General features: G+C 73.9%; 25 protein-coding genes. 14 read left to right on the top strand and 11 right to left on the bottom strand.

Annotated features, from left to right (window positions below; all coding sequences use genetic code 11):
• Positions 1 to 51: 51 nt before the first annotated feature.
• Positions 52 to 528 carry an NUDIX hydrolase gene (locus tag ACZ7KX_RS38690; RefSeq protein ID WP_470330662.1) on the bottom strand — a complete coding sequence of 159 codons (477 nt, stop codon included), beginning with the start codon at positions 526 to 528 and terminating at the stop codon, positions 52 to 54.
• A gap of 17 nt (positions 529 to 545) precedes the next feature.
• Here ACZ7KX_RS38690 and ACZ7KX_RS38685 point away from each other — a divergent pair, with 17 nt between their 5' ends.
• The 8 genes from ACZ7KX_RS38685 (at position 546) to ACZ7KX_RS38650 (ending at position 5905) form a co-directional block, all read left to right on the top strand.
• Positions 546 to 1325, top strand: coding sequence for a GntR family transcriptional regulator (locus ACZ7KX_RS38685; RefSeq protein ID WP_470330628.1), 780 nt, complete (start codon positions 546 to 548; stop codon positions 1323 to 1325).
• A gap of 135 nt (positions 1326 to 1460) precedes the next feature.
• The gene (locus ACZ7KX_RS38680; protein ID WP_470330627.1) at positions 1461 to 1682 is read left to right on the top strand and encodes a hypothetical protein; all 222 of its coding nucleotides are present in this window, start codon (positions 1461 to 1463) and stop codon (positions 1680 to 1682) included.
• On the top strand, positions 1679 to 1927 hold the full coding sequence (locus ACZ7KX_RS38675) for a hypothetical protein (RefSeq protein WP_470330626.1): 249 nt from the start codon (positions 1679 to 1681) through the stop codon (positions 1925 to 1927). The genes ACZ7KX_RS38680 and ACZ7KX_RS38675 overlap by 4 nt, the downstream gene beginning before the upstream one ends.
• Positions 1928 to 2002: 75 nt before the next feature.
• Positions 2003 to 2470: an NUDIX domain-containing protein gene (locus ACZ7KX_RS38670; RefSeq protein WP_470330625.1), complete on the top strand. Its 468-nt coding sequence runs from the start codon at positions 2003 to 2005 to the stop codon at positions 2468 to 2470.
• Between the two features lie 31 nt (positions 2471 to 2501).
• Complete coding sequence (locus ACZ7KX_RS38665) at positions 2502 to 2981, top strand: MarR family winged helix-turn-helix transcriptional regulator (protein ID WP_470330624.1); 480 nt, start codon at positions 2502 to 2504, stop codon at positions 2979 to 2981.
• Positions 2981 to 3850, top strand: coding sequence for an ATP-binding cassette domain-containing protein (locus ACZ7KX_RS38660; protein ID WP_470330623.1), 870 nt, complete (start codon positions 2981 to 2983; stop codon positions 3848 to 3850). The genes ACZ7KX_RS38665 and ACZ7KX_RS38660 overlap by 1 nt, the downstream gene beginning before the upstream one ends.
• Entirely contained in the window at positions 3810 to 4685 is an 876-nt protein-coding gene (locus ACZ7KX_RS38655) for an ABC transporter permease (RefSeq protein WP_470330622.1), read from the top strand. Before ACZ7KX_RS38660 ends, ACZ7KX_RS38655 begins: the two co-directional genes overlap by 41 nt.
• 257 nt (positions 4686 to 4942) lie before the next feature.
• A complete protein-coding gene (locus ACZ7KX_RS38650; protein ID WP_470330621.1) occupies positions 4943 to 5905 on the top strand; it encodes a phosphatidylinositol-specific phospholipase C in 963 nt (320 codons plus the stop codon).
• Positions 5906 to 6008: 103 nt separating this feature from the next.
• On the opposite strand, the gene ACZ7KX_RS38645 is transcribed toward ACZ7KX_RS38650, so the two are convergent.
• The 3 genes from ACZ7KX_RS38645 to ACZ7KX_RS38635 are packed head-to-tail and all read right to left on the bottom strand — an operon-like array spanning position 6009 to position 8886.
• Positions 6009 to 6677 carry a DUF6875 domain-containing protein gene (locus ACZ7KX_RS38645; protein ID WP_470330620.1) on the bottom strand — a complete coding sequence of 223 codons (669 nt, stop codon included), beginning with the start codon at positions 6675 to 6677 and terminating at the stop codon, positions 6009 to 6011.
• Complete coding sequence (locus ACZ7KX_RS38640) at positions 6674 to 7390, bottom strand: N-acetyltransferase (RefSeq protein ID WP_470330619.1); 717 nt, start codon at positions 7388 to 7390, stop codon at positions 6674 to 6676. Before ACZ7KX_RS38640 ends, ACZ7KX_RS38645 begins: the two co-directional genes overlap by 4 nt.
• Positions 7387 to 8886: a pyridoxal phosphate-dependent decarboxylase family protein gene (locus tag ACZ7KX_RS38635; RefSeq protein WP_470330618.1), complete on the bottom strand. Its 1500-nt coding sequence runs from the start codon at positions 8884 to 8886 to the stop codon at positions 7387 to 7389. Before ACZ7KX_RS38635 ends, ACZ7KX_RS38640 begins: the two co-directional genes overlap by 4 nt.
• Positions 8887 to 9205: 319 nt before the next feature.
• Between ACZ7KX_RS38635 and ACZ7KX_RS38630 the strand changes: the two genes are divergently transcribed.
• Positions 9206 to 10723, top strand: coding sequence for a multicopper oxidase family protein (locus tag ACZ7KX_RS38630; RefSeq protein WP_350519343.1), 1518 nt, complete (start codon positions 9206 to 9208; stop codon positions 10721 to 10723).
• Between the two features lie 69 nt (positions 10724 to 10792).
• Here the strand turns inward: ACZ7KX_RS38630 and ACZ7KX_RS38625 are convergent, their stop codons facing one another.
• Positions 10793 to 12295 (bottom strand): FAD-binding protein, encoded by a 1503-nt coding sequence (locus ACZ7KX_RS38625; protein ID WP_470330617.1) that lies wholly within the window; start codon positions 12293 to 12295, stop codon positions 10793 to 10795.
• A 59-nt stretch (positions 12296 to 12354) separates the two neighbouring features.
• Positions 12355 to 12702 (bottom strand): hypothetical protein, encoded by a 348-nt coding sequence (locus ACZ7KX_RS38620; protein WP_470330616.1) that lies wholly within the window; start codon positions 12700 to 12702, stop codon positions 12355 to 12357.
• On the opposite strand from ACZ7KX_RS38620, the gene ACZ7KX_RS38615 reads away from it, so the two are divergent.
• From ACZ7KX_RS38615 to pgm, 3 genes are all read left to right on the top strand, one after another.
• Positions 12701 to 13294 carry a zinc ribbon domain-containing protein gene (locus ACZ7KX_RS38615; RefSeq protein WP_470330615.1) on the top strand — a complete coding sequence of 198 codons (594 nt, stop codon included), beginning with the start codon at positions 12701 to 12703 and terminating at the stop codon, positions 13292 to 13294. The genes ACZ7KX_RS38620 and ACZ7KX_RS38615 overlap by 2 nt on opposite strands.
• A gap of 9 nt (positions 13295 to 13303) precedes the next feature.
• Complete coding sequence (locus ACZ7KX_RS38610; RefSeq protein WP_470330614.1) at positions 13304 to 13603, top strand: YciI family protein; 300 nt, start codon at positions 13304 to 13306, stop codon at positions 13601 to 13603.
• Positions 13604 to 13748: 145 nt separating this feature from the next.
• A complete protein-coding gene (gene pgm / locus ACZ7KX_RS38605; protein WP_350519347.1) occupies positions 13749 to 15389 on the top strand; it encodes a phosphoglucomutase (alpha-D-glucose-1,6-bisphosphate-dependent) in 1641 nt (546 codons plus the stop codon).
• Between the two features lie 69 nt (positions 15390 to 15458).
• Here pgm and ACZ7KX_RS38600 read toward each other — a convergent pair whose 3' ends face one another.
• Together ACZ7KX_RS38600 and ACZ7KX_RS38595 are read right to left on the bottom strand one after the other, a co-directional pair.
• Positions 15459 to 16082 carry a maleylpyruvate isomerase N-terminal domain-containing protein gene (locus tag ACZ7KX_RS38600; protein ID WP_470330613.1) on the bottom strand — a complete coding sequence of 208 codons (624 nt, stop codon included), beginning with the start codon at positions 16080 to 16082 and terminating at the stop codon, positions 15459 to 15461.
• Between the two features lie 6 nt (positions 16083 to 16088).
• On the bottom strand, positions 16089 to 17270 hold the full coding sequence (locus ACZ7KX_RS38595) for an MFS transporter (protein WP_470330612.1): 1182 nt from the start codon (positions 17268 to 17270) through the stop codon (positions 16089 to 16091).
• Positions 17271 to 17404: 134 nt separating this feature from the next.
• Here ACZ7KX_RS38595 and ACZ7KX_RS38590 point away from each other — a divergent pair, with 134 nt between their 5' ends.
• Positions 17405 to 17851 carry an ArsR/SmtB family transcription factor gene (locus ACZ7KX_RS38590; protein ID WP_470330611.1) on the top strand — a complete coding sequence of 149 codons (447 nt, stop codon included), beginning with the start codon at positions 17405 to 17407 and terminating at the stop codon, positions 17849 to 17851.
• A 42-nt stretch (positions 17852 to 17893) separates the two neighbouring features.
• Positions 17894 to 18616 (top strand): HAD family hydrolase, encoded by a 723-nt coding sequence (locus ACZ7KX_RS38585; RefSeq protein ID WP_470330610.1) that lies wholly within the window; start codon positions 17894 to 17896, stop codon positions 18614 to 18616.
• Between the two features lie 110 nt (positions 18617 to 18726).
• Here ACZ7KX_RS38585 and ACZ7KX_RS38580 read toward each other — a convergent pair whose 3' ends face one another.
• From ACZ7KX_RS38580 to ACZ7KX_RS38570, 3 genes are all read right to left on the bottom strand, one after another.
• Positions 18727 to 19377: a GNAT family N-acetyltransferase gene (locus ACZ7KX_RS38580; RefSeq protein ID WP_470330609.1), complete on the bottom strand. Its 651-nt coding sequence runs from the start codon at positions 19375 to 19377 to the stop codon at positions 18727 to 18729.
• 142 nt (positions 19378 to 19519) lie between these two features.
• Positions 19520 to 19738, bottom strand: a complete 219-nt coding sequence (locus ACZ7KX_RS38575) for a hypothetical protein (protein WP_470330608.1) — start codon at positions 19736 to 19738, stop codon at positions 19520 to 19522.
• 124 nt (positions 19739 to 19862) lie between these two features.
• A partial coding sequence (locus ACZ7KX_RS38570) for an alpha/beta fold hydrolase (protein WP_470330607.1) occupies positions 19863 to 20678 on the bottom strand: 816 nt, incomplete at its 5' end.

The following is a 20678-nucleotide window of genomic DNA, read 5'->3' as shown; positions in this document are numbered from 1 at the left end:
CGCACTGGCCGGCCGCGCGAACGGGGGCGGGAAGTCGGCGGGGCCGACTTCTCATGCGGGGTGCCCGGGGGTGGTGAGGCGGTGGCCGTCGTGGGAGCGGATGTGGGGAGGGCCGGGGGTCAGGGCGTCGAGGATGCGGACGGCGTAGACCTCGCCCATGTGCTCGGTGACCTCGTCGGGGGTGAGCCAGGCGATGGCGGTGGATTCGGGGGAGAGCTGTTCGGTGCCGTCTTCGGGGTGGCAGCGGAAGACGAGGGCGACGATGCCGCGGGCCGTGTTCTTGTAGACGCCGGTGAGTCGGTCGACGCCGACTTTGAGGCCGGTCTCCTCGTGGATCTCGCGGCGCAGGCCGTCCTCGATGGTCTCGGTGAGTTCGAGGACTCCGCCCGGCGGTTCCCAGGTGCCGTTGTCGGCCCGCCGGATCGCCAGTACGCGCCCGTCCTCGCGCACGACCGCTCCTGCGACTGACACAGAGTGGAGCGGTGTTGACTGGGGCTTCCTGGCACTGTTACTCATGTACAGGAGAATAGGAGACCTGAAGGACTATGGCGAGCGGTGAGGTGGCCTCGTCGGCCAAGGTGAAGTACCTGCAGATTGCGGATGATCTGGCCGCGCAGATCAGGTCAGGGGAACTTGCTCCTGGTGGTGCAGTGCCCAGCGAGGCTGAGCTGATGCGGCGCTACGGGGTCGCCTCGGGCACGGTTCGCAAGGCCGTCGCCGAGCTACGAACGACGCAGCTGATCGAGACGCATCACGGCAAAGGTTCGTTTGTGCGCTCCCGCCCTCCCGTGCAGCGCAAGTCATCGGATCGGTTCCGTCGGGCCCATCGCGATCTCGGTAAGGCCGCGTACCTTGCGGAGTCGGAGGCGTCCGGGACTGTCCCGTCTGTCACTGTTCTGTTCGTCGGGCCGGCTGAGGCGCCGTGGGAGGTTGCCGAGCGGCTCGCGATTCCGGTCGGCGCGCAGGTGCTCGCCCGGAAGCGTCGCTACTTCCGCGACGGCGTGCCAACGGAGGAGGCGACGTCCTACCTGCCGTGGGACGTCGTGAAGGACATCCCGGAGATCTTCTCGGAGAACCCGGGGGGTGGGGGCATCTACGCTCGACTCGAAGAACATGGCCATCTCCTTGCCGAGTTCACTGAGACCGTTCGGGCCCGGCTGGCGACCAAGCCGGAGTCGATCGCTCTTGCGTTGAGTCCGGGCGCTCCGGTCATCCATCTTGTCCGCAGCGCGGTCACAGGGGAGGGGCGAGTGGTGGAGGTCTGCGACACGGTCATGGCTGCTGATCAGTTCGTTCTGGACTACCGCTTTCCTGCGACAGACTGACGATAGATCAAGAAGGCAAGCCCGCCGCACGGTTACCACCAGCGGCGGGTTTACTTATGTATAGGAGTAGGGCACTCTTGTGTCGTCACTCATGTGCATGAGTTGATGACATCTACTCATCTAGAGGAGAGAGTCATGGGTGAGACCGATGTGCCCCAGGGGCCCGGCCTTCGCAGGCTCCACGGGTACGGGGTGCGCTTCGATCCGGGGGCGCAGCGTTACCGGGTCCGTAACGAGGTCACGGGGGAGTGGCTGTGCGAGGGCTCCGGTGAGTTGGCCTCGTTCGCCTTCTTCGGGGACGCCTACACGGCCTGGCGGCTGTTCGAGGTGCACCCGAGGCCGGGGGAGACGCGATGAGCTCCGTCCTCTCCCGTGTGACGGCCGAGCAGCGCCGGCAGGCCGCCTCCGTCGTCGAAGACCTGGTCTCCGTCCTCGCCCTGGGCGGCGTCACGTTGCCTTCCATCTGCGTTGATTGGGAGTACGGGCGCCGCACCGGCGCCTACCTGGTCGACCTGGGCTCGGCCCGGCCGCTGGACCTGCTGCGCGTCCTCGACCTCCTCCGCAAGGGTCTGCGCTACGAGCGCCTGACGTATGACGACTGATCACCTGGCCCGGCTGCTCTGGTGAGCGGGCCTGTGCCTCCTCCTCTTCCGCACGCTCAGAAAGCGAACTCCCCGATGCGCGACCCCCGCCTTCTCGCCAAGCCGCCGGTGTGCCGGCTCGGCTGTCTCGTCCTCGTGCGCAACCGGCGCGGCGACGTCCTGCTCGTGAACCCGGACTACCTGGACGGCATGCTCTTGCCCGGCGGCTCCGCGAAGCCCGACGAGCCGCCGCATCTGGCCGCCGCCCGGCATCTGCACGCCGAGACCGGTCTGCGCCTGCGCCTGAACGACGTGATCGCGGTCGACTTCACCCCCGCCGACCGCCACCTGGAACGCCTCAACCTGGTCTTCGACGGCGGCACCGTGCCCGACGGGACCACCCTCACCGTCCCGGCGCAGCAGCGCAGCGGACTGCTCGGCGCCCGCTTCGTGCCCGTCCGGGAACTCCCCGCCCGCATGGCTCCCGCCCAGGTGGCCCGCGTCACCGAAGCCCTCGCCGGCCGCGCCCTGCCCGTCCTCCTCCACGGACAGCGCACCACCTGAAATGCCTCTCACTGAGAGCTAAAATGGAGGCGTGACCGCCACGCAGCCCGCACCACCGCCCGGCGTCGCACCGGCCGACGAGTTCTCCGCCCTCCTCGTCGGCATCCAGCGCCTGGTCCGCCGCCGCCTGCGCAAGACGGCCGACCGGCCCCGCCTGCGCGGCGCGCAGGTCGAACTGCTGCGCCTGGCCACGGAAAGCCCCGGCCTGCGCGTCTCGCAGGCCGCCGAGGAGCTGTGCCTGGCCGGGAACTCGGTGTCCACCCTCGTCAACCAGCTCGTCGCGCAGGGCCTGCTGCGCCGCGAGACCGACCCCGCCGACCGCCGCGCCGCCCTGCTGTTCGCCACCGACGCGGCCGTCGAGCGGATCGAGGCGTGGCGCCGGCGCCGCCGCGCGCTGATGGAGGACCTGGTCGCCGGCCTGCCCGCCGACCAGCAGCAGTCCCTGACCGCCGCCCTGCCCGCGCTGCGCTCCCTCGCCCGGGGGCTGCGGGACCTGCCCGAGGAGCCGTGATGAGCGAGGCGCAGGCCGTGGTGTGCGAGGGCCTGGAGTACACCTTCGGCGGCGGCGGCCGCCGGGGCCGGGGCCGCGGGACGAAGGCCCTGGACGGCATCGACCTCACCGTGCGCACCGGCGAGGTGTTCGGCCTGCTCGGGCCCAACGGCGCGGGCAAGACCACCACGATCCGTGCGATCACCACCCTGCTGCCGGTCGGCGCCGGCATGGTGCGCGTCTTCGGGAACGACGCCGCCCGCCGCCCCATGCAGGTGCGCCGCCTGCTCGGCTACGTGCCCCAGCAGCTGTCCGCGGACTCCGCCCTGACCGGGCGCGAGAACGTCGCCCTGTTCGCCCGGGTCTTCGACGTGCCGCGCGCCGAGCGCGCCGAACGCGTCGCCCAGGCCCTGGCCGCCGTCGACCTCACCGACGCCGCCGACCGGATGGCCGCCACCTACTCCGGCGGCATGGTGCGCCGCCTCGAACTCGCCCAGGCCCTGGTCAGCGCCCCGCGCCTGCTGGTGATGGACGAACCCACCATCGGCCTGGACCCGATCGCCCGCACCGGCGTGTGGGAGCGCGTGGACGCCGTGCGCCGGGCCACCGGCATGACCGTCCTGGTCACCACCCACTACATGGACGAGGCCGACCGCCACTGCGACCGCATCGCCCTCATGGACCGCGGCCGCATCCGCGCGCTGGGCACCCCCGCCGAACTCAAGGACCGCATCCGCGAGGCGGACCCGCACCACGACGACCCCACCTCCGGCGCCCCCACCCTCGACGACGTGTTCCGCCACTACGCCGGCCGCGACCTGGCCGACGCCACGGAAGGAGACTTCGGCGATGTCCGCCGTACCCGCCGCACCGCAGGCCGCGTCGGCTGAACCCCCCGGACACGGCCCCGCCGACGGGCCCGACCTGGGCCTGCTGCTGGTGCCCCCGCGCGCCCGCACCGGCTGGCGCCTGGTCCCCGCCCGCATCAGCGCGATGTGCGCGGTCGAACTGCAGAAACTGCGCCACGACCGCACCGAGCTCTACACCCGCGCGATCCAGCCCGCCCTGTGGCTGCTGATCTTCGGCCAGACCTTCACCCGCCTCAAGGCCATCCCCACCGGCGGCATCCCCTACCTCGACTACCTCGCGCCCGGCATCATCGCCCAGTCCGCGATGTTCATCGCGATCTTCTACGGCATCATGATCATCTGGGAGCGGGACTCCGGCGTCCTCACCAAACTGCTCGTCACCCCCACCCCCAGGGCGGCCCTGGTGACCGGCAAGGCCTTCGCGGCCGGCGTCAAGGCCGTCCTGCAGGCCGCCGTCGTCGTCCTGATCGCCGCCGCACTCGGCGTCGCCATGACCTGGAACCCGCTGCGCCTGCTCGGCGTGGTGGCGGCGGTGCTGCTCGGCTCGGCGTTCTTCTCCTGCCTGTCGATGGCCATCGCCGGGATCGTCCTGACCCGCGACCGCCTGATGGGCATCGGCCAGGCCATCACCATGCCGCTGTTCTTCGCCTCCAACGCCCTCTACCCCATCGCGCTCATGCCGGGCTGGCTGCAGGCCGTCAGCCTGGCCAACCCGCTCAGCTACCAGGTCGACGCGCTGCGCGGCCTGCTCATCGGCACCCCCGCCCACCTGCCGCTGGACTTCGCCGTCCTCACCGCCGCCGCCCTGGCCGGCATCGCCGCCGCCTCCGCCCTCCTGGGCCGCCTGGCGCGGTAGGACGTGCCCGCCGTCCGCCCCCGGGCGCTGCCCCGCGGGTGCCGCTGCGAGCCGTGACCCGCCGCCGCCGTCCGGGGCGGGCAACCCACGCCTGCCCGGGCGCCGGTGGAGGGCGCCGCGAAGCGCACCGCCGGCCGCCCGCCCGCAGGAACGTTCGCAGGCGATGAACCCGGCCGGGGCGCAGGCCCGTTGGGGCGAAAGGGGGGACGTTCACGCCCCCGATCACCATCAGGGCCCCGCTACCGGAGGTTTCTTGCATGACGATCAACCGTAGGACCCTGCTCAGGGGTGCGGCACTCGCGGCCACCACCGGCGCCCTGGGCATCGCCGGCTCCGGCGCGGTGGCCTCCGCCGCACCGGACCGCCTCGTCCACCGCCCCACCAACAAGTGGATGTCGCTGCTGGGCGACAACGTGAAGCTGTCGCAGCTGACGATCCCCGGGACCCACGAGACCTGCGCGCTCTACGACGGCGGCGCCTTCGGCTACGCCCAGTGCCAGGAGTGGCGCATCCCCCAGCAGCTCCAGGCGGGGGTGCGCTTCCTCGACATCCGGTGCCGGGTGATGGGCGACGTCTTCACCATCCACCACGACAAGATCTACCAGAAGATCAACTTCGGCGACGTGCTGAACCTGTGCATCGACTTCCTGAAGTCGAACCCCGGCGAGACGATCATCATGCGGATCCGGAAGGAGTACACCGAGGGACAGGACTACCGGTTCAGCGAGATCTTCAACTACTACATGGACGGCTTTGACGGGAAGGGCAACTACCGGCCCTGGTTCTGGCTCCCCAAGGCCGGCTCGCTCCCCGCGGGACTGCCCACGCTGGGCCAGGTCCGCGGCAAGATCGTCCCCATCATGTCGGACTTCACCTGGGGCGACGGCCGCTACGACCCCCTGCGCTGGGGCGACACCTCCCGGATCTGGCTGCAGGACTACTTCGGCGACAGCTCCAGCCAGAAGGTCCAGCGGGTCAAGTGGGGACTGGACCAGGCGTTCTACGGCCAGGACGACAAGAAGCTCTACATCCACTTCGCCAGCGCCAGCGCCTTCCCCGAGGACCCGTACAAGATCGCCAAGGTCGTCAACCCCTCCATCCAGGAGTACCTGACACCGCGCATCTCCCAGCGCGCGCACTACGGCGTGATCGCGATGGACTTCGTGGACGAGCGCAAGGACCTGCTGCAGATGATCGTCGACTGGAACTTCGGCCTCTGACCGCACGGCCCCCTCGAACCCGACGGCGCCGCCCACACGCGAGCGCGCGGAGCCGGACGTCGGCCGGCTCCGCGCGCGCAGCGGAAGAGGAAGCAGGGGCGGGTCAGGAGGAGACGGCGCCCTGGTGGGCACGCACACTGGACACCAGCTGGTCACGGATCCGCGCCGGCACCTCGGGCGCGAAACGCGCCAGGTAGTGGTTCAGATGGGTCTCGTCACCCGTCAGGAACGGCAGGTCGAACACCAGCAGCTTGCGCACCGCCAGCAGCGGCACCGGCGCCCGCAACGGCCGGAACGTCCGGTTCCACAGGCCCGGCTCCTCACACACCGGATGGAACTGCCCGATCATCAGGCCCTGCTCGACGAACTCGTCCTTCGCCTTGCGCTGCACCTCGTCCAGCGCCGTCGAATCGCCGCGGTCCAGCGCAGGCAGCACCAAAAGCACCGTCAGCAGCTCACGGTCCGACTCCTCCGTCAGCCCGGCCAGCAACTCGTCGTAACGGGACCGCAGTTCACCCACCAGCGCCGGAAGGTCCCCGTCCCCGTCACCGTCGGCGACCGCGATGTGGAACAGGCCCCGGCGCAGCGACGGCTGGGTGTACGGGCACACCGGGCCGCTGCGCCCCAGGTCGGGGTGGGCGGTGGTGAGGAAGCGGCGGGCCCAGTCGAGGACCTCCACGGCCTCGGGGTGGGCGGCGGCGTGGCCGGCGTCGATGCGCTCGGCGCTGAACAGGCGCAGCGCGCTCTCGGCGGCGGGTGCGGGCGCGGTCATCGGGGCCCCCGCCACACCGGGGCCAGGCGGGGTCCGCCGCCGGGCAGGGCGATGGCCTCGCCGAAGCGGGTGAAGCCGTGGGTCTCGCACAGGCGGGCGCCGCCGGTGGAGCTGGTCTCGGCGTAGGCGGCCTGTCCCGCGGCGTCGACCTCCGCGAGGACCGCCTCCAGCATCGCCTCGCCGGCGCGGGCGGAGCGGGCGTCGGGGTGCACACCGATGAACGCGAAGTAGTAGTGCGGGCGGTGGCGCGGGTGGCGGCGCTGCTGCAGACGGGTGATGGCGTCCAGACGACGGGCGCACTCGCCGTGCCGTCCGGCGTCGATGGCCTCGGCCAGGGCGCGGGTGGCGGCGCCGTCGGCGTGCCCCGGCTCCTCCCACACCCCCGCGGGCAGGAACAGCAGCGCCCCCAGCAGGGCGCCGGCCTCGTCGGCGGCGACCACGACGCCCCGGTGGGCCAGGCACTGTTCGAGGTGGACACGGAAGAACGCGGGCATCACCCGGGCACGGTGCTCCGGGTCGGGGAAGGCCCACAGCATCAGCGCGTCGTCGGCGAAGGCCTCGGCGAGCAGGGCGGCCAGGGCGGGCGCCTCCTGCGGGCGGGCCCGGCGTACGGCGACGCCGGCAGCCGCGGCGGCTGCGGTGCTGTCGGCGGCCCCGGCGGCGGGCCGCGGGGCGGTGCCCGTGGCAGCGGGCAGGGTGGTGACGGTGGTCAACGGGCACTCTCCTCGGGCGAGGTGACGGACGAGGGGGCAGGGCGTGCAGGCGGTACGACGGGCGTGGGGGAGGACGCGGGGGAGGGGGAGGGGACGGGCGCGGCCGCCGCTTCGGCGACCGCCTCGGCCGCCAGCTCCGCGACCCGCGCGTGCAACCGCGGCAGCCACGCCTCCGCCTCCGGCTTGATCAGCACACTGCGCAGCACCCGCGCCCCGTCCGCGTCCGCCGCCACCCCCCGGTGACGGCGCGCGAAGTCGGCCGCGTCCACCCGCAGCACGCTCAGGAACACCGGGTCCTGCTCATCGGCCATGCCCCGGCGCAGCACCCGGTCACTCGCGGCGTCCACCGCCGACAGCGCGGGCACCCCCGCCGGGGTCGGGAAGTACGTCACGATGTCCAGCTGCGGCCGCTGGAACAGCGTCAGCTCACCACTGGCCTCGATCAGATCGGCCCAGGCCAGCGCGGCCCGCCGCCCCGCCACCAGACCGGCACCCAGCCCCTGCACGCTCAGCGGCAGCAACTGCAGCGTCAGCCACAGCGCCGCCGCCGAGGCACCCGCCCGCGAACACTCCAGGCTGATCTCACCCAGGTGCAGCTCGGCATCGGTGAAGTAGGTGTACGGCGAGTCATGGGCGAAGTGCCGGCCGATCGCCGGGTCCGCGAACAGCACCGCACCGCACCCGTACGGCTGCAGGCCGTGCTTGTGCGGGTCCACCGTCACCGAGTCGCACCCGGCGATCGCCCGCCACGGCGCCACGTCGACGCCCAGGTCCGCCGCCACCGCGTCGTCCGCGGCCAGCAGCGCGAAGAACCCGCCGTACGCGGCGTCCACGTGCACCCGCGCCCCGTACCGGCGCGCCAGCGCCAGCACCTCGTGCACCGGGTCCACCGCACCCGCCCCGGTGGTCCCGCACGTGACGACCACCGTGCCCACCCGGCCGGTGCGCAGCACCTCCTCCAGCGCCCCCGGATCCATCCGCCCCTCGGCGTCACACGCCACCGCATGACCCGCCACACCCAGCACGTGGCACATCCGGCTGTGCGTGTAGTGCGCCTGCGCGCTGTACGCCACCCCCTTGCCGGGGTGGCTCTGGCGCGCCACGTACAGCGCCTCCAGGTTGGCGATCGTCCCGCTGCTGGTCAGATGACCCACGTGCGCGGGCAGCCCGAACATCGCGGCCAGCTGCGCCACGCACTCGCGCTCCATGTCGTTGGTCGCCGGCCCGCCCTCGTAGGCGTGGTTGTTCGGGTTGAAACGCATCGCCGTCAGGTAGCCCACCAGCGCCGCCGGGTGCGGCGGCTTGACCATCTGCCCGGCGTAACGCGGGTGGAAGAACGGGTAGTTGTGCTCCAGGCGCTTGGCGAAGCGCTCGAACGCGACGGCGAAGTCCGCCTCGTCCACCAGGTGCGAGGGGTGCGCGGCGAAAGCACCGAACCGCTCGCCCCACCGCTCGGCCACCTCGGCCGCCCTCGGCAGCCAGTACCGCAGGTCCACGCTTGGGCCCTTCCCTTCGAGTCCTCTGCGAGCCCACCGGGCCCGGGGCTGCCTCGTGCCGCGAGCCTTCCTCGACCGCACCCCGAGCCACCGTGAAGGCGCCGCGCAACGCGCCCGCAACACCCGCAGCTCACCGCCGCCCGACCCCCCACCGCCCCCACCCGCCCCCGCCCGCACCACCCCCGCCCGCCCCCCGCCCGCCCGCACCGGCCCAAGCCGGACCCAAGCGGCACCCAAGGCGGCGCTGCTGCAATCACCCCCGGACAAGGCCGCCCCGCACCCGCAGGGCAGGCGGGGGAGCACGCGGGAGGAACACGCGATGGTGAGCAGACGCAGGATGATCGGCGCCGCCCTGGCGACCGGAGGAGGGGTCCTGCTCATGCGCACCACGCTGCGCCCGGCCGCCTCCGCCGACGCGGCCTCCGCCGCCTCCGTCCAGGACGCGGCCGCCCACACCCACCCGGCGGGCACCGACGCCCCCGACCCCGGGCCGGACGCCGGCCCCGGCCTGGTCGAGAAGTTCACCACCGCGCTGCCGGTGCCCCCGGTGCTCAGCCCGGTCTCCACCGACGGCGGCGCCGACACCTACTCCGTCACCATGCTCCGCTCCTACGCCCGCATCCTGCCCGGGCACCGCACCGAGGTCCTCACCTACAACGGCGCCTTCCCCGGCCCCGTCATCCGCGCCCGCTCCGGGCGGCCGGTGATCGTGCGCCAGACCAACCTGCTGAACGACGCCGTCTCCGTCCACCTGCACGGCTCCCGGGTGCCCGTCGCCAGCGACGGCGGCCCGATGAACCTGCTGGACTCCGGCGCCAGCCGCACCTACACCTACCCCAACGACCAGCCCCACGCGAGCCTGTGGTTCCACGACCACGCCCACCACATGGAGTCCGAGCACGTCTACCGGGGCCTGGCCGGCACCTACCTGCTCACCGACGAGACCGAACGCGCCCTGCCGCTGCCCACCGGCCGCTACGACCTGCCCATCGCCCTGCGCGACGCGCGCTTCGACGCCTCCGGCAACCTCGTCTACCGCATGGACGACCCCTTCAACCGCACCACCATCCTCGCCAACGGCCGTCCCTGGCCCAAGGCCGAGGTCGCCGCCCGCCGCTACCGGCTGCGCCTGCTCAACTCCTCCAACCTGCGCTTCTTCTCCCTGCGCCTGGCCGACGGCGGCCCGATCACCCAGATCGGCTCCGACGGCGGCCTGCTGGAACGCCCCCACACCACCGACACGATCGACCTGTCGCCCGGCGAGCGCGCCGACGTCGTCATCGACTTCTCCCGCTACAAGGTCGGCTCCACCGTCGTCCTCACCAATTCCATGCCCCCCGGCCCCGCCGAACACGTCGGCCAGGTGATGCGCTTCGACATCGTGCGCTCCGCCGCCGACTCCAGCAGCGTGCCCGACACCCTGCGCACCCTGCCCGCGCCCGGCCCGGCGGTGCGCGAGCGCACCGTGGTGCTGAAGGTCGAGGAGGGCACCGGCGGCGCCGCGCCGCGCGGCACGATCGACGGCAAGGTGTACGACCCGGACCGCGTCGACGCGCAGATCGCCTTCGGCACCTCGGAGATCTGGACGGTCGTCAACGCCAACACCGACGTCCCGCACAACTTCCACCTGCACCTGGTGCAGTTCCGCGTGCTGGAGCGCAACGGCAAGGCGCCCGGCCCCGAGGAGTCCGGCCTCAAGGACACCGTGCGCCTGCTGCCCGGCGAGAGCGTGCGCCTGCACGCCACCTTCGACTCCTACCGCGGCCGCTACCCGTACCACTGCCACCTGCTGGACCACTCGGCGATGGGGATGATGGCGCAGATGGAGATCGGCTGACACCCGGGGCCGGCCGCGCGCGAAGGGCACGCGGCCGGCCCCGGCCCGTCAGGCGGTGCAGCCGCGCTGTCAGGCGGTGTGGATGCCCTGGCCCGGGGCCAGGATCCCCGCCGGGTCGAACCGGCGCTTGGCCCGCACCACCCGCTCCCACAGCCCCCCGTAGTGACGCCGCCAGTCCGCCCCCGTCATCCCCGGCACCGCCCCGATCAGGTACCGCTTGCCGCCCAGCTCCACCGCCCGGTCGTACAGGCGCCGGTTGCGCTCCAGCATCGCCGCCGTGTCCGCCCCCGGCCCCGGGAACGCCAGCAGGTCGAAGTGCCAGCCCACCGCACCCTGCGGCAGCACCGCCAGCGGCGCCTTCACCCGCTCGCGCAGGTACGGGTAGAACAGCAGCAGCCCCGCCCCCAGGTCCGCCGGCCCCAGCAGCGCGGCCGCCTCCGCCATGAACACCCCCGCCGTCGAGGCCGGCAGGAACACGCTCAGCCACGGCTTCGGCAGCCCCCAGAACCCCGCCGCCCGCAGGTACCCCGCGAACGCGTCCACCCGGAACGCGTACTCGCGCCAGCTCTGCTCCACCACCGACACCCCGCCCGCCGCCGGCCGCAGCCCCGCCAGCAGCCCCTCGCGGTCCACCGCCCGCCCCGCGTCCGCGAACGCCACCAGCTCCGCCTTGTACCGCCACCGCGACCCGTCCGCGCTGCGCTCCACGTCGCCGACCTGCAGGTCGAAGCGGCCCTCGGCCATCACCTTCTCCTGGTCGGCCAGGTAGGCGTCCAGGTCGTCGTAGTACAGCGAGAAGACGTGGGCGCGCTCGCGCACCGGCACCAGCGCCAGCGTCGCCCGCACGATGATCCCCGCCTGCCCGCCGCCGGCCAGTACCGCCTCGAACAGCTCCCGGTTGCGCCCGGGCGAGGCCGTCAGCAGCTCACCGGTGCCGGTCACCACCTCCAGCTCCAGCACCCGGTCCGCCTGCAGGCCGTAGTGCTGCACGCCGCCGCCGATCCCGCCCACGCTCAGCGTGCCGCCCACCGACAGGTGCAGGTAGTCCGTCAGGCACGGCGGCACCCAGCCCTGCGCCAGCCCCGCCTCGACGACCTGCGCCCACGTCGCCCCGCCCTCCACCACCGCGCGCCCCGGGCGCACCGACACCACCTTCGACAGGCCGCGCGCGTCGATCGCGATCCCGCCGCGCGCATTGGCCTGCCCGTAGCTGGAGTGCGACTCCCGCCCCGCCTCGCCGACCTGCGCCGCGTCCCCGCTCTGCCCGTTGACGGCCACCGGGATGCGGTGCCTGCTCGCGAACGCCACCACCTGCTGCACGTCGCGCACCGAGCCGGGCCGCAGCACCGCCCGCGGTGCCTGCGCGACCAGGTGCCCGAAGTCGGAGGAGAACCGCTCCAGGCCCGCGCCCTGCAGCGTCACCGACCCGTCCAGCGCGGGCAGTTCGGCGACGTCCGGGCCCGGCTCGGCGGCCCACGCCCGGGCCGAGGCGTCCCAGCCGACGACGACGGCACCGGCCGCGGCGGCCGCCCCGGCCAGGAGGGAACGGCGGGACAGTCCCGACCTGCTCATACTTTTCTCCGATCAATCGTCAAATAGGGATCGTTGTACCGCAACCACCCCGCGACCACCTACTGTCCCGTACGCCCCACCTGCTGCTCCGTCAGCCGAAGGTCCGTCACCGCGTACTCCCACATCCGCCGCTGGTACGCCGGCGCGTCGGCCGGGATGCGGGCCGCCGCCGCCCGCGCCTCCGCCAGCAGCGCCTCCCGCGCCTGCGGCAGGCCCGCCACCCTCGGCCCCTCGGCCGCCTCCCGCAGCACCAGCGCCAGCCGGTAGGCGTACACGTGCGGCGTCACCGTGAACAGCGTCCGGTACACCCACAGCCCCTCCTCGCCGTGCAGCACCCGCTCGTTGTGGCTCAGCAGCCGCACCCGCGCCTTCAGCACCAGGTCCCCGTGCACGTTCGTCCCGCTCATGTCTGCGTCCCCCTTCGTCGCTCTGTCCGCACCACCGCCCCCCGGGCACGGCGGCAGCACGCACCGGCCGCCCGCAACGGGGGCGCCGGCACGTCAGGCCGTGGAAGGGGGTGGGATGTTGCACGAGTCTGCGGGCTGCGGGTATCGCGGGGCAAGGCCGAAGAAGGGTGTGCTGAGTCCTACCGGAACCTTGCCTGACCTGGCAGGATTGGGCTCGGCACCCTCCCGGGGCCCGGGGGGAACGAGCCGCCGCGCCGCGGCGGCCATCGCCTGCGGTGTCGTGGACGGCCCGAAGCCCCTGCGGGTGCGCGTCTGGACCTGCGGGACGTGCGCAGCCGTGCACGACCGTGACGTGAACGCCGCACGGAACATCCCGGCCGCCGGGCGGGCGGACAGGCGAAACGCCTGTGGAGCGCAGGTAGGACCGGGCCTCGTCCCGGCACCGCACGATGAAGCAGGAACCGACCGGCACGGGCGAAGCGTTCGTCGCCGGGCTCCGGGACCTCCGGTCCCGGAGGGACGCCAAAGGCCCCTGGGCTCGCCCACGCCCCGGACCGACCCCCCGGCCGACGGCCGGGATCGGCGGGTCTAGCCTGGGCGCATGTTCGTTCTTGAGCTGAGCTACACCGCCGAGCTGGAGCGGGTCGACGCGGAACTGCCGCGGCACGTCGAATGGCTGAACGCGCACTACGCGGCCGGCACCTTCCTCGCCTCGGGGCGCAAGGTGCCGCGCGAGGGCGGGGTGATCCTGGCGGTGGGGGAGGACCGGGCCGCGATCGAGGCGCTGGTGGCCACCGACCCGTTCGTGGTCGCCGGGGTGTGCGCCTACCGGGTCACCGAGTTCCTCGCGACCACCACCGCGCCCGCCCTGGAGGGCTACCGCCAGCAGCTGCCCGGCTGAACGGCAAGACTTCACCGGACCGCCGTGCCCCGGACCGCCCGCCGCGGTACGGGGCACCGTCGTCTTCTGGCTACGATCGATGAGCACGGGGCTGGGAACGTGAACGTGGAACCGGACGCAAGTCGGAACTGGCGGGAGAAGACGGATGGCACACGCACGGGCCGGGCAGCCGGCGCAGCCCGGTGACCTGGTGGACGTCGCGCGGCTGGTGACGGCCTACTACGCGCTGCACCCGGACCCGCAGGAGCCCGGGCAGCGGGTGGCGTTCGGGACCTCCGGGCACCGCGGCTCCTCGCTGGACGCGGCGTTCAACGAGGACCACATCGCCGCGACCACCCAGGCGATCTGCGAGTACCGCGCCGAACAGGGCGTGGCCGGGCCGCTGTTCCTCGGCGCCGACACCCACGCCCTCTCGGAGCCGGCGAAGGTCACCGCCCTGGAGGTCCTCGCCGCCAACGGCGTGCACGTGCTGATCGACGCCGCCGACGGCTACACCCCGACCCCGGCGGTCTCGCACGCGATCCTCGCCCACAACCGGCGCAGCCCCCGCGCGCTGGCCGACGGCATCGTGGTCACCCCCTCGCACAACCCGCCGCGCGACGGCGGCTTCAAGTACAACCCGCCCAGCGGCGGGCCGGCCGGGTCCGAGGCCACCGGCTGGATCCAGGACCGCGCCAACGAGCTGATCCGCGAGGGCCTGCGCGGCGTCAAGAAGGTCCCCTACGCCCGCGCCCTGGCCGCGGCCACCACCGCCCGCCACGACTACCTCACCGCCTACGTGGAGGACCTGCCCTCCGTCCTGGACCTGGACGCGGTGCGGGCGGCGGGCCTGCGCATCGGCGCGGACCCCCTCGGCGGGGCGTCGGTGGCCTACTGGGCGCGCATCGCCGACACACACCGCCTGGACCTGACCGTCGTCAACCCGCTCACCGACCCGACCTGGCGCTTCATGACCCTGGACTGGGACGGAAAGATCCGCATGGACTGCTCCTCCCCGTCCGCGATGGCCTCCCTCATCACCCGCCGCGCCGAGTACGCCATCGCCACCGGCAACGACGCCGACGCCGACCGGCACGGCATCGTCACCCCCGACGGCGGCCTGATGAACCCCAACCACTACCTGGCGGTCGCGGTCGACTACCTCTACCGCCACCGCGCCGAGTGGCCCGCCGACGCGGGCGTCGGCAAGACCCTCGTCTCCTCCTCCATGCTCGACCGCGTCGCCGCCGACCTCGGCCGCACCCTGGTGGAGGTCCCGGTCGGCTTCAAGTGGTTCGTCGACGGCCTGCTGGAGGGCTCGATCGGCTTCGGCGGCGAGGAGAGCGCCGGCGCCTCCTTCCTGCGCCGCGACGGCGGGGTGTGGACCACCGACAAGGACGGCATCCTGCTCGCCCTCCTCGCCTCCGAGATCACCGCCGTCACCGGCACCACCCCCAGCGCCCGCTACGGCGAACTGACCGAGCGCCACGGCGCCCCCGCCTACGCCCGCGTCGACGCCCCCGCCGACCGCGAGCAGAAGGCCCGCCTGGCCCGGCTGTCCCCCGAACGCGTCGGCGCCGGCGAACTCGCCGGAGAGAAGATCACCGCCGTCCTCGCCAACGCCCCCGGCAACGGCGCCGCGATCGGCGGCATCAAGGTCTGCACCGACAACGCCTGGTTCGCCGCCCGCCCCTCGGGCACCGAGGACGTCTACAAGATCTACGCCGAGTCCTTCCACGGCCCCGACCACCTCGCCCGGGTCCAGGACGAGGCCCGCGCCCTGGTCGGCGAGGTCCTCGGGAACTGACGGCCCCTCCCGCACGGCCGCCCCCGGCACGGGGCGGCCGTGCCGGGGGCGGTGCGGGGGCGCTGCGTCCTACTTCTCCTCCGGCTCCCAGGCGCGGAGCAGGTCCAGCAGGCCCGCGTCGCCGTCGACGCGCAGGGACTCGGCCTTGACGCGGTCGTACAGGTAGAGGACCAGCTCACCGGCCGTGCCGTGGACGGAGGCGCCGGCCGCGTCCACGTCCTCGCCGGCCACGGCGGCGGGCGCGGGGACGCTGGTGATGCGCGCGCCGTCGCCGTCGACCGTCAGGCGCCAGGAGAGGCCCTCGTCGGCGTGGAAGTCGAAGGCCGTGGGCTTGTGCGGCCAGGCACTCGGCGTGGCGCAGACGGTGAACAGGAACTCCTCCACACCGTCGAGCGCCAGCTCCGCCGGCAGCGGCTGCGGGGCTCCCCCGGCGAGCTGGGCGTCGTACGTGTGCACCGCGCTCTCCTGGACCCGGTGCCGGGCGACACCGCCGGAGGTCTGCGGCGACTGCGACGCGGGCCACCACGTCCAGCAACCGCCCTCCGGTCCCGCCTCGCGCAGGGCGTCCAGCAGAAGCTGCGTCGACGCGTCCAGCCAGGCCGGCAGCGCCTCACGCTCCCGCGGCACCTCCAGAGCGGCGCGCGCGGCGGCGGCCCCGGCCGGGACCGCACGGCGCCGCGCCCGGGACCGCACCGGCGCTCAGGACCGCACCGCCACCGCCGCCGCCACGGCCGCGGGGGACCGCTCGTCGCGCGTGGTCGCCGCCGCCACCGCGCACGCCGCCACCGCCAGCACCGCCGCCGCCAGCGGGAACCACCGCCCGCCCAGCACCGCGACCGCCGCCGAACCCGCCGCACCCCCGGCCGCCGTCCCCAGGTACAGCGCACTGCTGTTCAACGAGATCAGCACCGGCGCGTTCCCCGGATCGATCGACGCCAGCCGGTGCGGCAGCGCCACCGACACCGCCCACCCCGCCAGCGGCACCACCACCGCGTACACCAGTGCCCCCGGCATGCTGCGCCCCAGCCACGGCAGGGCCGCGAACGCGCACGCCGCCACGGCCGAGCCGGCCAGCAGCACCCGCCGCACCCCCGCCCGGTCCACCAGGCGCCCGCCCAGCCAGCTGCCGGCCACCGACATCGCACCGGTCGTCAGCAGGATCACGCTCAGCCGGTCCGCGTCGCCGCCGGTGGCCCCGGAGACGGCGGTGGCCAGGTAGATGTAGACGCTCTGGAAGGCGAGGAAGAACACCAGGGTGGTGCCCGCCGCGCCCAGCACCCGGCGCTTGCCCAGCGGCGCCAGCCGGGCCCGCAGGGTGGGGGCGGCGGCGGGTGCGGGCGGCAGGCCGCGCAGCAGCGCCGCCAGGCCCGCCAGTGCGGCCAGGCCGAGCGCGGTCACCAGCCACATGGTCAGCCGCCAGTCGGCGCGCCCCACCCAGGTGCCCAGCGGCACCCCGAGGGCGGTGGCCACCGTCATCCCGCCGAGTACGGTCGCCAGCGCCCGTCCGCGCCGCTCGGGGGCGACCAGGGTGGTGGCCACCGCGTTGGCGGTGGGCGTGTAGAGGGCGGCGCCGGCCGCCGCCAGCACCCGGGTGGCCAGCAGCAGGCCGTAGGTGGGGGCGAGCGCGCTGAGCGCGTTGGCCGCGCTGAACACCGCGAGCGCGGTCAGCAGCAGGCGCCGGCGCGGCCAGCGGGCGGTGAGCGTGGCCAGGACCGGGGCCAGCAGCGCGTAGCCGAGCGCGAAGACGGTGACCAGCTGGCCGGCGGCCGGCACCGACACCCCCAGGTCGGCGGAGACCGGGCCGAGGATGCCGGCGACGACCATCGAGTCGGTGCCCACGGCGAAGGTGCCGAGGGCGAGCAGGAGCAGACGTACGGGCACGGGTGGGCCCCCCGGGGCGGAATGGTTGGATGGACATGCAACAGTTTGACGCTCGCCAAACATTCGGGGATTGGTGGATGATTGTCAAACCATTCATTCCCCCGCCGTTCCCCGCACCCCGGAGGCCGAGCGCCATGAGCGCCACGAGAACCGCGAGAGCCACCAGCGCCGAGCACGCCGAGAAGGCCGACGGCGCCGCGGGTGCCGCGGGTGCCGTGGGCGAGGGCGAGCGGCTGCCCCAGCCCGCCACCGCCGACATCGACCTCGTCACCGTCCTGCACGCCCTCGGCGATCCGGTCCGCCTCACCCTGCTGCTCAGCTACGCCGACGACGCCGAACACTCCTGCGACCCCCGAGGCCTGGGCCTGGAGCACCTGCACAAGTCGACCGTCTCCCACCACATGCGCGTGCTGCGCGAAGCCGGCATCACCACCACCCGCGTCGCCGGCCGCAACCGCTTCGTCCGCCTGCGCCGCGCCGACCTCGACACCCGCTTCCCCGGCCTGCTCGACGCCCTCCTGACAGCCGCCTCGACACACCCCGGGGGAGCAGGAGCGGGCCCGGTCCGGGGACACGCGTAGCGTCCGGAAACGGAGCGGAAGCGGAAGCGGGAAGGACGGATCGTGCCGATCAGGGGTGTGCTCTTCGACGTCGACGACACCTTGTTCGACTACTCGGGGTCGGAGGAGGCCGGCATCCTCGCCCGTTTGCGGGAGCTGGGCCTGGCCGAGCGCTTCTCCGCTCCCGCAGCGGCGGTGGCGCTGTGGCGGGGCGTCACGCAGGAGCAGTACGCGCGTTTCCTGGCCGGGGAGCTGACCTTCGCGGGCCAGCAGCGCGAACGCGTCCGGCAGTTCCTGGCCCGCCTCGGGGAGGAGACCGCCGAGCGGCTGCCGGACGAGCAGGCCGCGGCCTGGTTCGCCGGGTACGCGGCCCACCGCGACGCCGCCCGGGCCGCGTTCCCGGACGCCGCGCCGGTGCTGGCCGCGCTCGCGCCCACCCACCGGCTGGGGATCGTCTCCAACTCCTCGCTGCGCCACCAGCGCGGCAAGCTCCGGGCGGTCGGACTGCTGGGCCACTTCGGCGACGAGGTGCTGGTCTGCTCCGACGAGCACGGCGAGGCCAAGCCCGCCCCGGGGATCTTCCGGGCCGGGTGCGAGCGGCTGGGGCTGGAGCCGCACGAGGTCGCCTACGTGGGGGACCGGTACGACCTGGACGCGCTCGGCGCCCGCGACGCGGGCCTGCACGCCTTCTGGCTCGACCGCGCCGCCGGCGGCGCCCCGGTGGCGCCGGGCATCCGCGTCCTGCACTCCCTCGCGGCCCTGCCCGCCGCCCTGGGCGGGCACTGACCCGCCGGCCCGGGAGCAGGAAGTCGGCCCGGCCGACTTCCTGCTCCTGGTTCGCCCGTTCGCCCGTTCGCCTGCTCGCCTGCCCGTTCGTTCCCCGGTCCGCCGGAGTGTCAGCCGGCGATTCCGAGCAGCTCGCGGCAGCCGTCCGTCAGGCCGGTGACGGCCACCGGGGTCTGCGCGTGGCGGGCCCAGTCCTCGCGCGACAGGCGCAGGCGCAGGGACTGCACCACCTGCCCGTCCAGCACGTCGCGCTCGATGCCGTCCTCGCGGTAGCCGAGCTTGCGGGACACCGCGAGGGAGGACAGGTTGTCCGTGAACGACAGCGACGTCGCGAACTGCCCGCCCAGCTCGGCGAAGAGCAGGTGGAGCATCGCGGCGCGCATCTCGGTGCCGAAGCCCCGCCCCTGGTGCTCCAGGCCGATCCAGGAACCGGAGACGACCTCGCGCCGGATCCCGAACTCCTTGGCCCGCACGTCCTGGACGCCCACCGGGCGCCCCTCGTGGAAGGCCACCAGGTTCAGCGCCCACTCCTGCGGCGTCCACCGCCCCAGGCGCCGCCAGTGCATCTGCACCACGTGCCGGGCGCGTTCGGCGGGCGGCAGCTCGCCCCAGGGGAACAGGAACGGGCGGGCGTCCGGCGGGTGGATGCCACGGGCGGCGAGATCGGCCACCTCCGCCAGTTCGTCCTCGGTGGGCAGCCGCAGCTCCAGGCGGGGCGAGATCACGCGCAGCCCGATCAGGGGCCAATGGTCGATGAGCATCGGAACAGTCTGCCCGGCCGCCCCCACGTCCGCACCGGAGTTTCCCGCCCCCCGGCCGCACAGCCCCCGCGGTGACCTGCCGTCATGCCCGCGCGTGCACACGCCGGTACGGTCCGGTCCGGGCCGCGCCGGGGCCGGGGGGCTACTCCTCGAACCAGACGACCAGGCGGACGTGGTCGTCGCCGTGGACCTCGGCGAGGGTGCGCATGACGTTCCGCACCGGCCGCCAGCGCCCGCCGGGGTCGCGGACGCCGAAGAGGCAGGCGAAGACCGGGTAGTCCCGGGTCATGCCGAGCAGGGAGAGTTCGACGGCGCCGTGCCAGGCCTTCGCACCGGTGTCGTCCCGCGTGCGGCATTCCACGAATCCCCGGATGTCCGTCCCCACGGGGGCTGGTTGTGCCCGGCGGCGGCCGGCGCGCCTGCAGCGGGCCCTGCCCCGCGGCTGCCTCGCCGTGGCACCCGCAGCGCCCGGGCGCCCCGGTCCCTCACCGGCCGCCGCGGGCGCAGCCGGCGGGGGTGACCTCGCGCACGGCGGCGGCGACGGCGCGGAAGTCCTTCTTCAGGATCGCGCCGTGACTGCTCGCCACCTTCGCGCTGATCTCGATGTGCGGGTTGCGGGCAGCCACCGCCGTCAGGCTCGCGCGGATGCGCTCCTGCTCGTCGCCGCGGCTGCCCAGCGACGACCCCGAGGCGACCACGTACCGCGTGGGCACGGCGACGGCGTCCAGCACGGGGGCCAGCGCGCGCTCACGGGCGACCCGGCCCAGCTCGATGTTGCACTGCGCCATCTCCTCGCCGTTCATCCGCGGGGCCAGGCCGGTGGGCCGCAGCAGCGGCAGGAACCGGCCCCACCGGCGGAACTGTTCGCGGATGCGCTGCTCCATGGCGTCGTCGAGCCAGTCGTGCGGCTGGGCGCCGTCGACCAGGACCGCGCCCAGGGCGCGCCGCGGGTTGCGGCTCGCCCAGTGCGCGGCGACGAACGCCCCGTAGGACCAGCCGATCACCAGGGCCCGGTCCACGCCCCGGGCGGCGAGGACGGCGTCGACGTCGCGCACGCACGCTTCGAAGGAGTAGTCGGCGGAGCGCCCGGACGTGCGGCCGCGGGCGCGCTCGTCGAAGGTGATGTGCCGGTAGCCGTCGCCGAGTTCGGCGATGACGCGCTTCCAGTAGCCCTGGGTGGCGAACTGGCCGTTGCAGTAGAGGACGGGGGTGCCGCTACCGCCGGTGTCGGTGGCGGCGAGGGTGGTGTCGTCGACGGGGACCGTGCCGGTCCAGGCGGACGGGCGGGCGGTCGTCTCGGT

The sequence above is a fragment of the Kitasatospora sp. NPDC038210 genome, assembly GCF_055600605.1.
The sequence above is the reverse complement of the archived record's forward strand: the minus strand, read 5'-3'. Positions and strand labels throughout refer to the sequence as shown.

What these genes read in the sequence shown, in the direction of transcription:
- ACZ7KX_RS38680 (WP_470330627.1), top strand. Translation starts at nt 1,461, where the DNA reads ATGGGTGAGACCGATGTGCCCCAGGGGCCCGGCCTTCGCAGGCTCCAC.
- ACZ7KX_RS38625 (WP_470330617.1), bottom strand. Translation starts at nt 12,295, where the DNA reads ATGAGCAGGTCGGGACTGTCCCGCCGTTCCCTCCTGGCCGGGGCGGCC.
- ACZ7KX_RS38620 (WP_470330616.1), bottom strand. Translation starts at nt 12,702, where the DNA reads ATGAGCGGGACGAACGTGCACGGGGACCTGGTGCTGAAGGCGCGGGTG.
- ACZ7KX_RS38580 (WP_470330609.1), bottom strand. Translation starts at nt 19,377, where the DNA reads ATGCTCATCGACCATTGGCCCCTGATCGGGCTGCGCGTGATCTCGCCC.
- pgm (WP_350519347.1), top strand. Translation starts at nt 13,749, where the DNA reads ATGGCACACGCACGGGCCGGGCAGCCGGCGCAGCCCGGTGACCTGGTG.
- ACZ7KX_RS38610 (WP_470330614.1), top strand. Translation starts at nt 13,304, where the DNA reads ATGTTCGTTCTTGAGCTGAGCTACACCGCCGAGCTGGAGCGGGTCGAC.
- ACZ7KX_RS38615 (WP_470330615.1), top strand. Translation starts at nt 12,701, where the DNA reads ATGTCTGCGTCCCCCTTCGTCGCTCTGTCCGCACCACCGCCCCCCGGG.
- ACZ7KX_RS38655 (WP_470330622.1), top strand. Translation starts at nt 3,810, where the DNA reads ATGTCCGCCGTACCCGCCGCACCGCAGGCCGCGTCGGCTGAACCCCCC.
- ACZ7KX_RS38660 (WP_470330623.1), top strand. Translation starts at nt 2,981, where the DNA reads ATGAGCGAGGCGCAGGCCGTGGTGTGCGAGGGCCTGGAGTACACCTTC.
- ACZ7KX_RS38670 (WP_470330625.1), top strand. Translation starts at nt 2,003, where the DNA reads ATGCGCGACCCCCGCCTTCTCGCCAAGCCGCCGGTGTGCCGGCTCGGC.
- ACZ7KX_RS38675 (WP_470330626.1), top strand. Translation starts at nt 1,679, where the DNA reads ATGAGCTCCGTCCTCTCCCGTGTGACGGCCGAGCAGCGCCGGCAGGCC.
- ACZ7KX_RS38645 (WP_470330620.1), bottom strand. Translation starts at nt 6,677, where the DNA reads ATGACCGCGCCCGCACCCGCCGCCGAGAGCGCGCTGCGCCTGTTCAGC.
- ACZ7KX_RS38650 (WP_470330621.1), top strand. Translation starts at nt 4,943, where the DNA reads ATGACGATCAACCGTAGGACCCTGCTCAGGGGTGCGGCACTCGCGGCC.
- ACZ7KX_RS38590 (WP_470330611.1), top strand. Translation starts at nt 17,405, where the DNA reads ATGAGCGCCACGAGAACCGCGAGAGCCACCAGCGCCGAGCACGCCGAG.
- ACZ7KX_RS38685 (WP_470330628.1), top strand. Translation starts at nt 546, where the DNA reads ATGGCGAGCGGTGAGGTGGCCTCGTCGGCCAAGGTGAAGTACCTGCAG.
- ACZ7KX_RS38630 (WP_350519343.1), top strand. Translation starts at nt 9,206, where the DNA reads ATGGTGAGCAGACGCAGGATGATCGGCGCCGCCCTGGCGACCGGAGGA.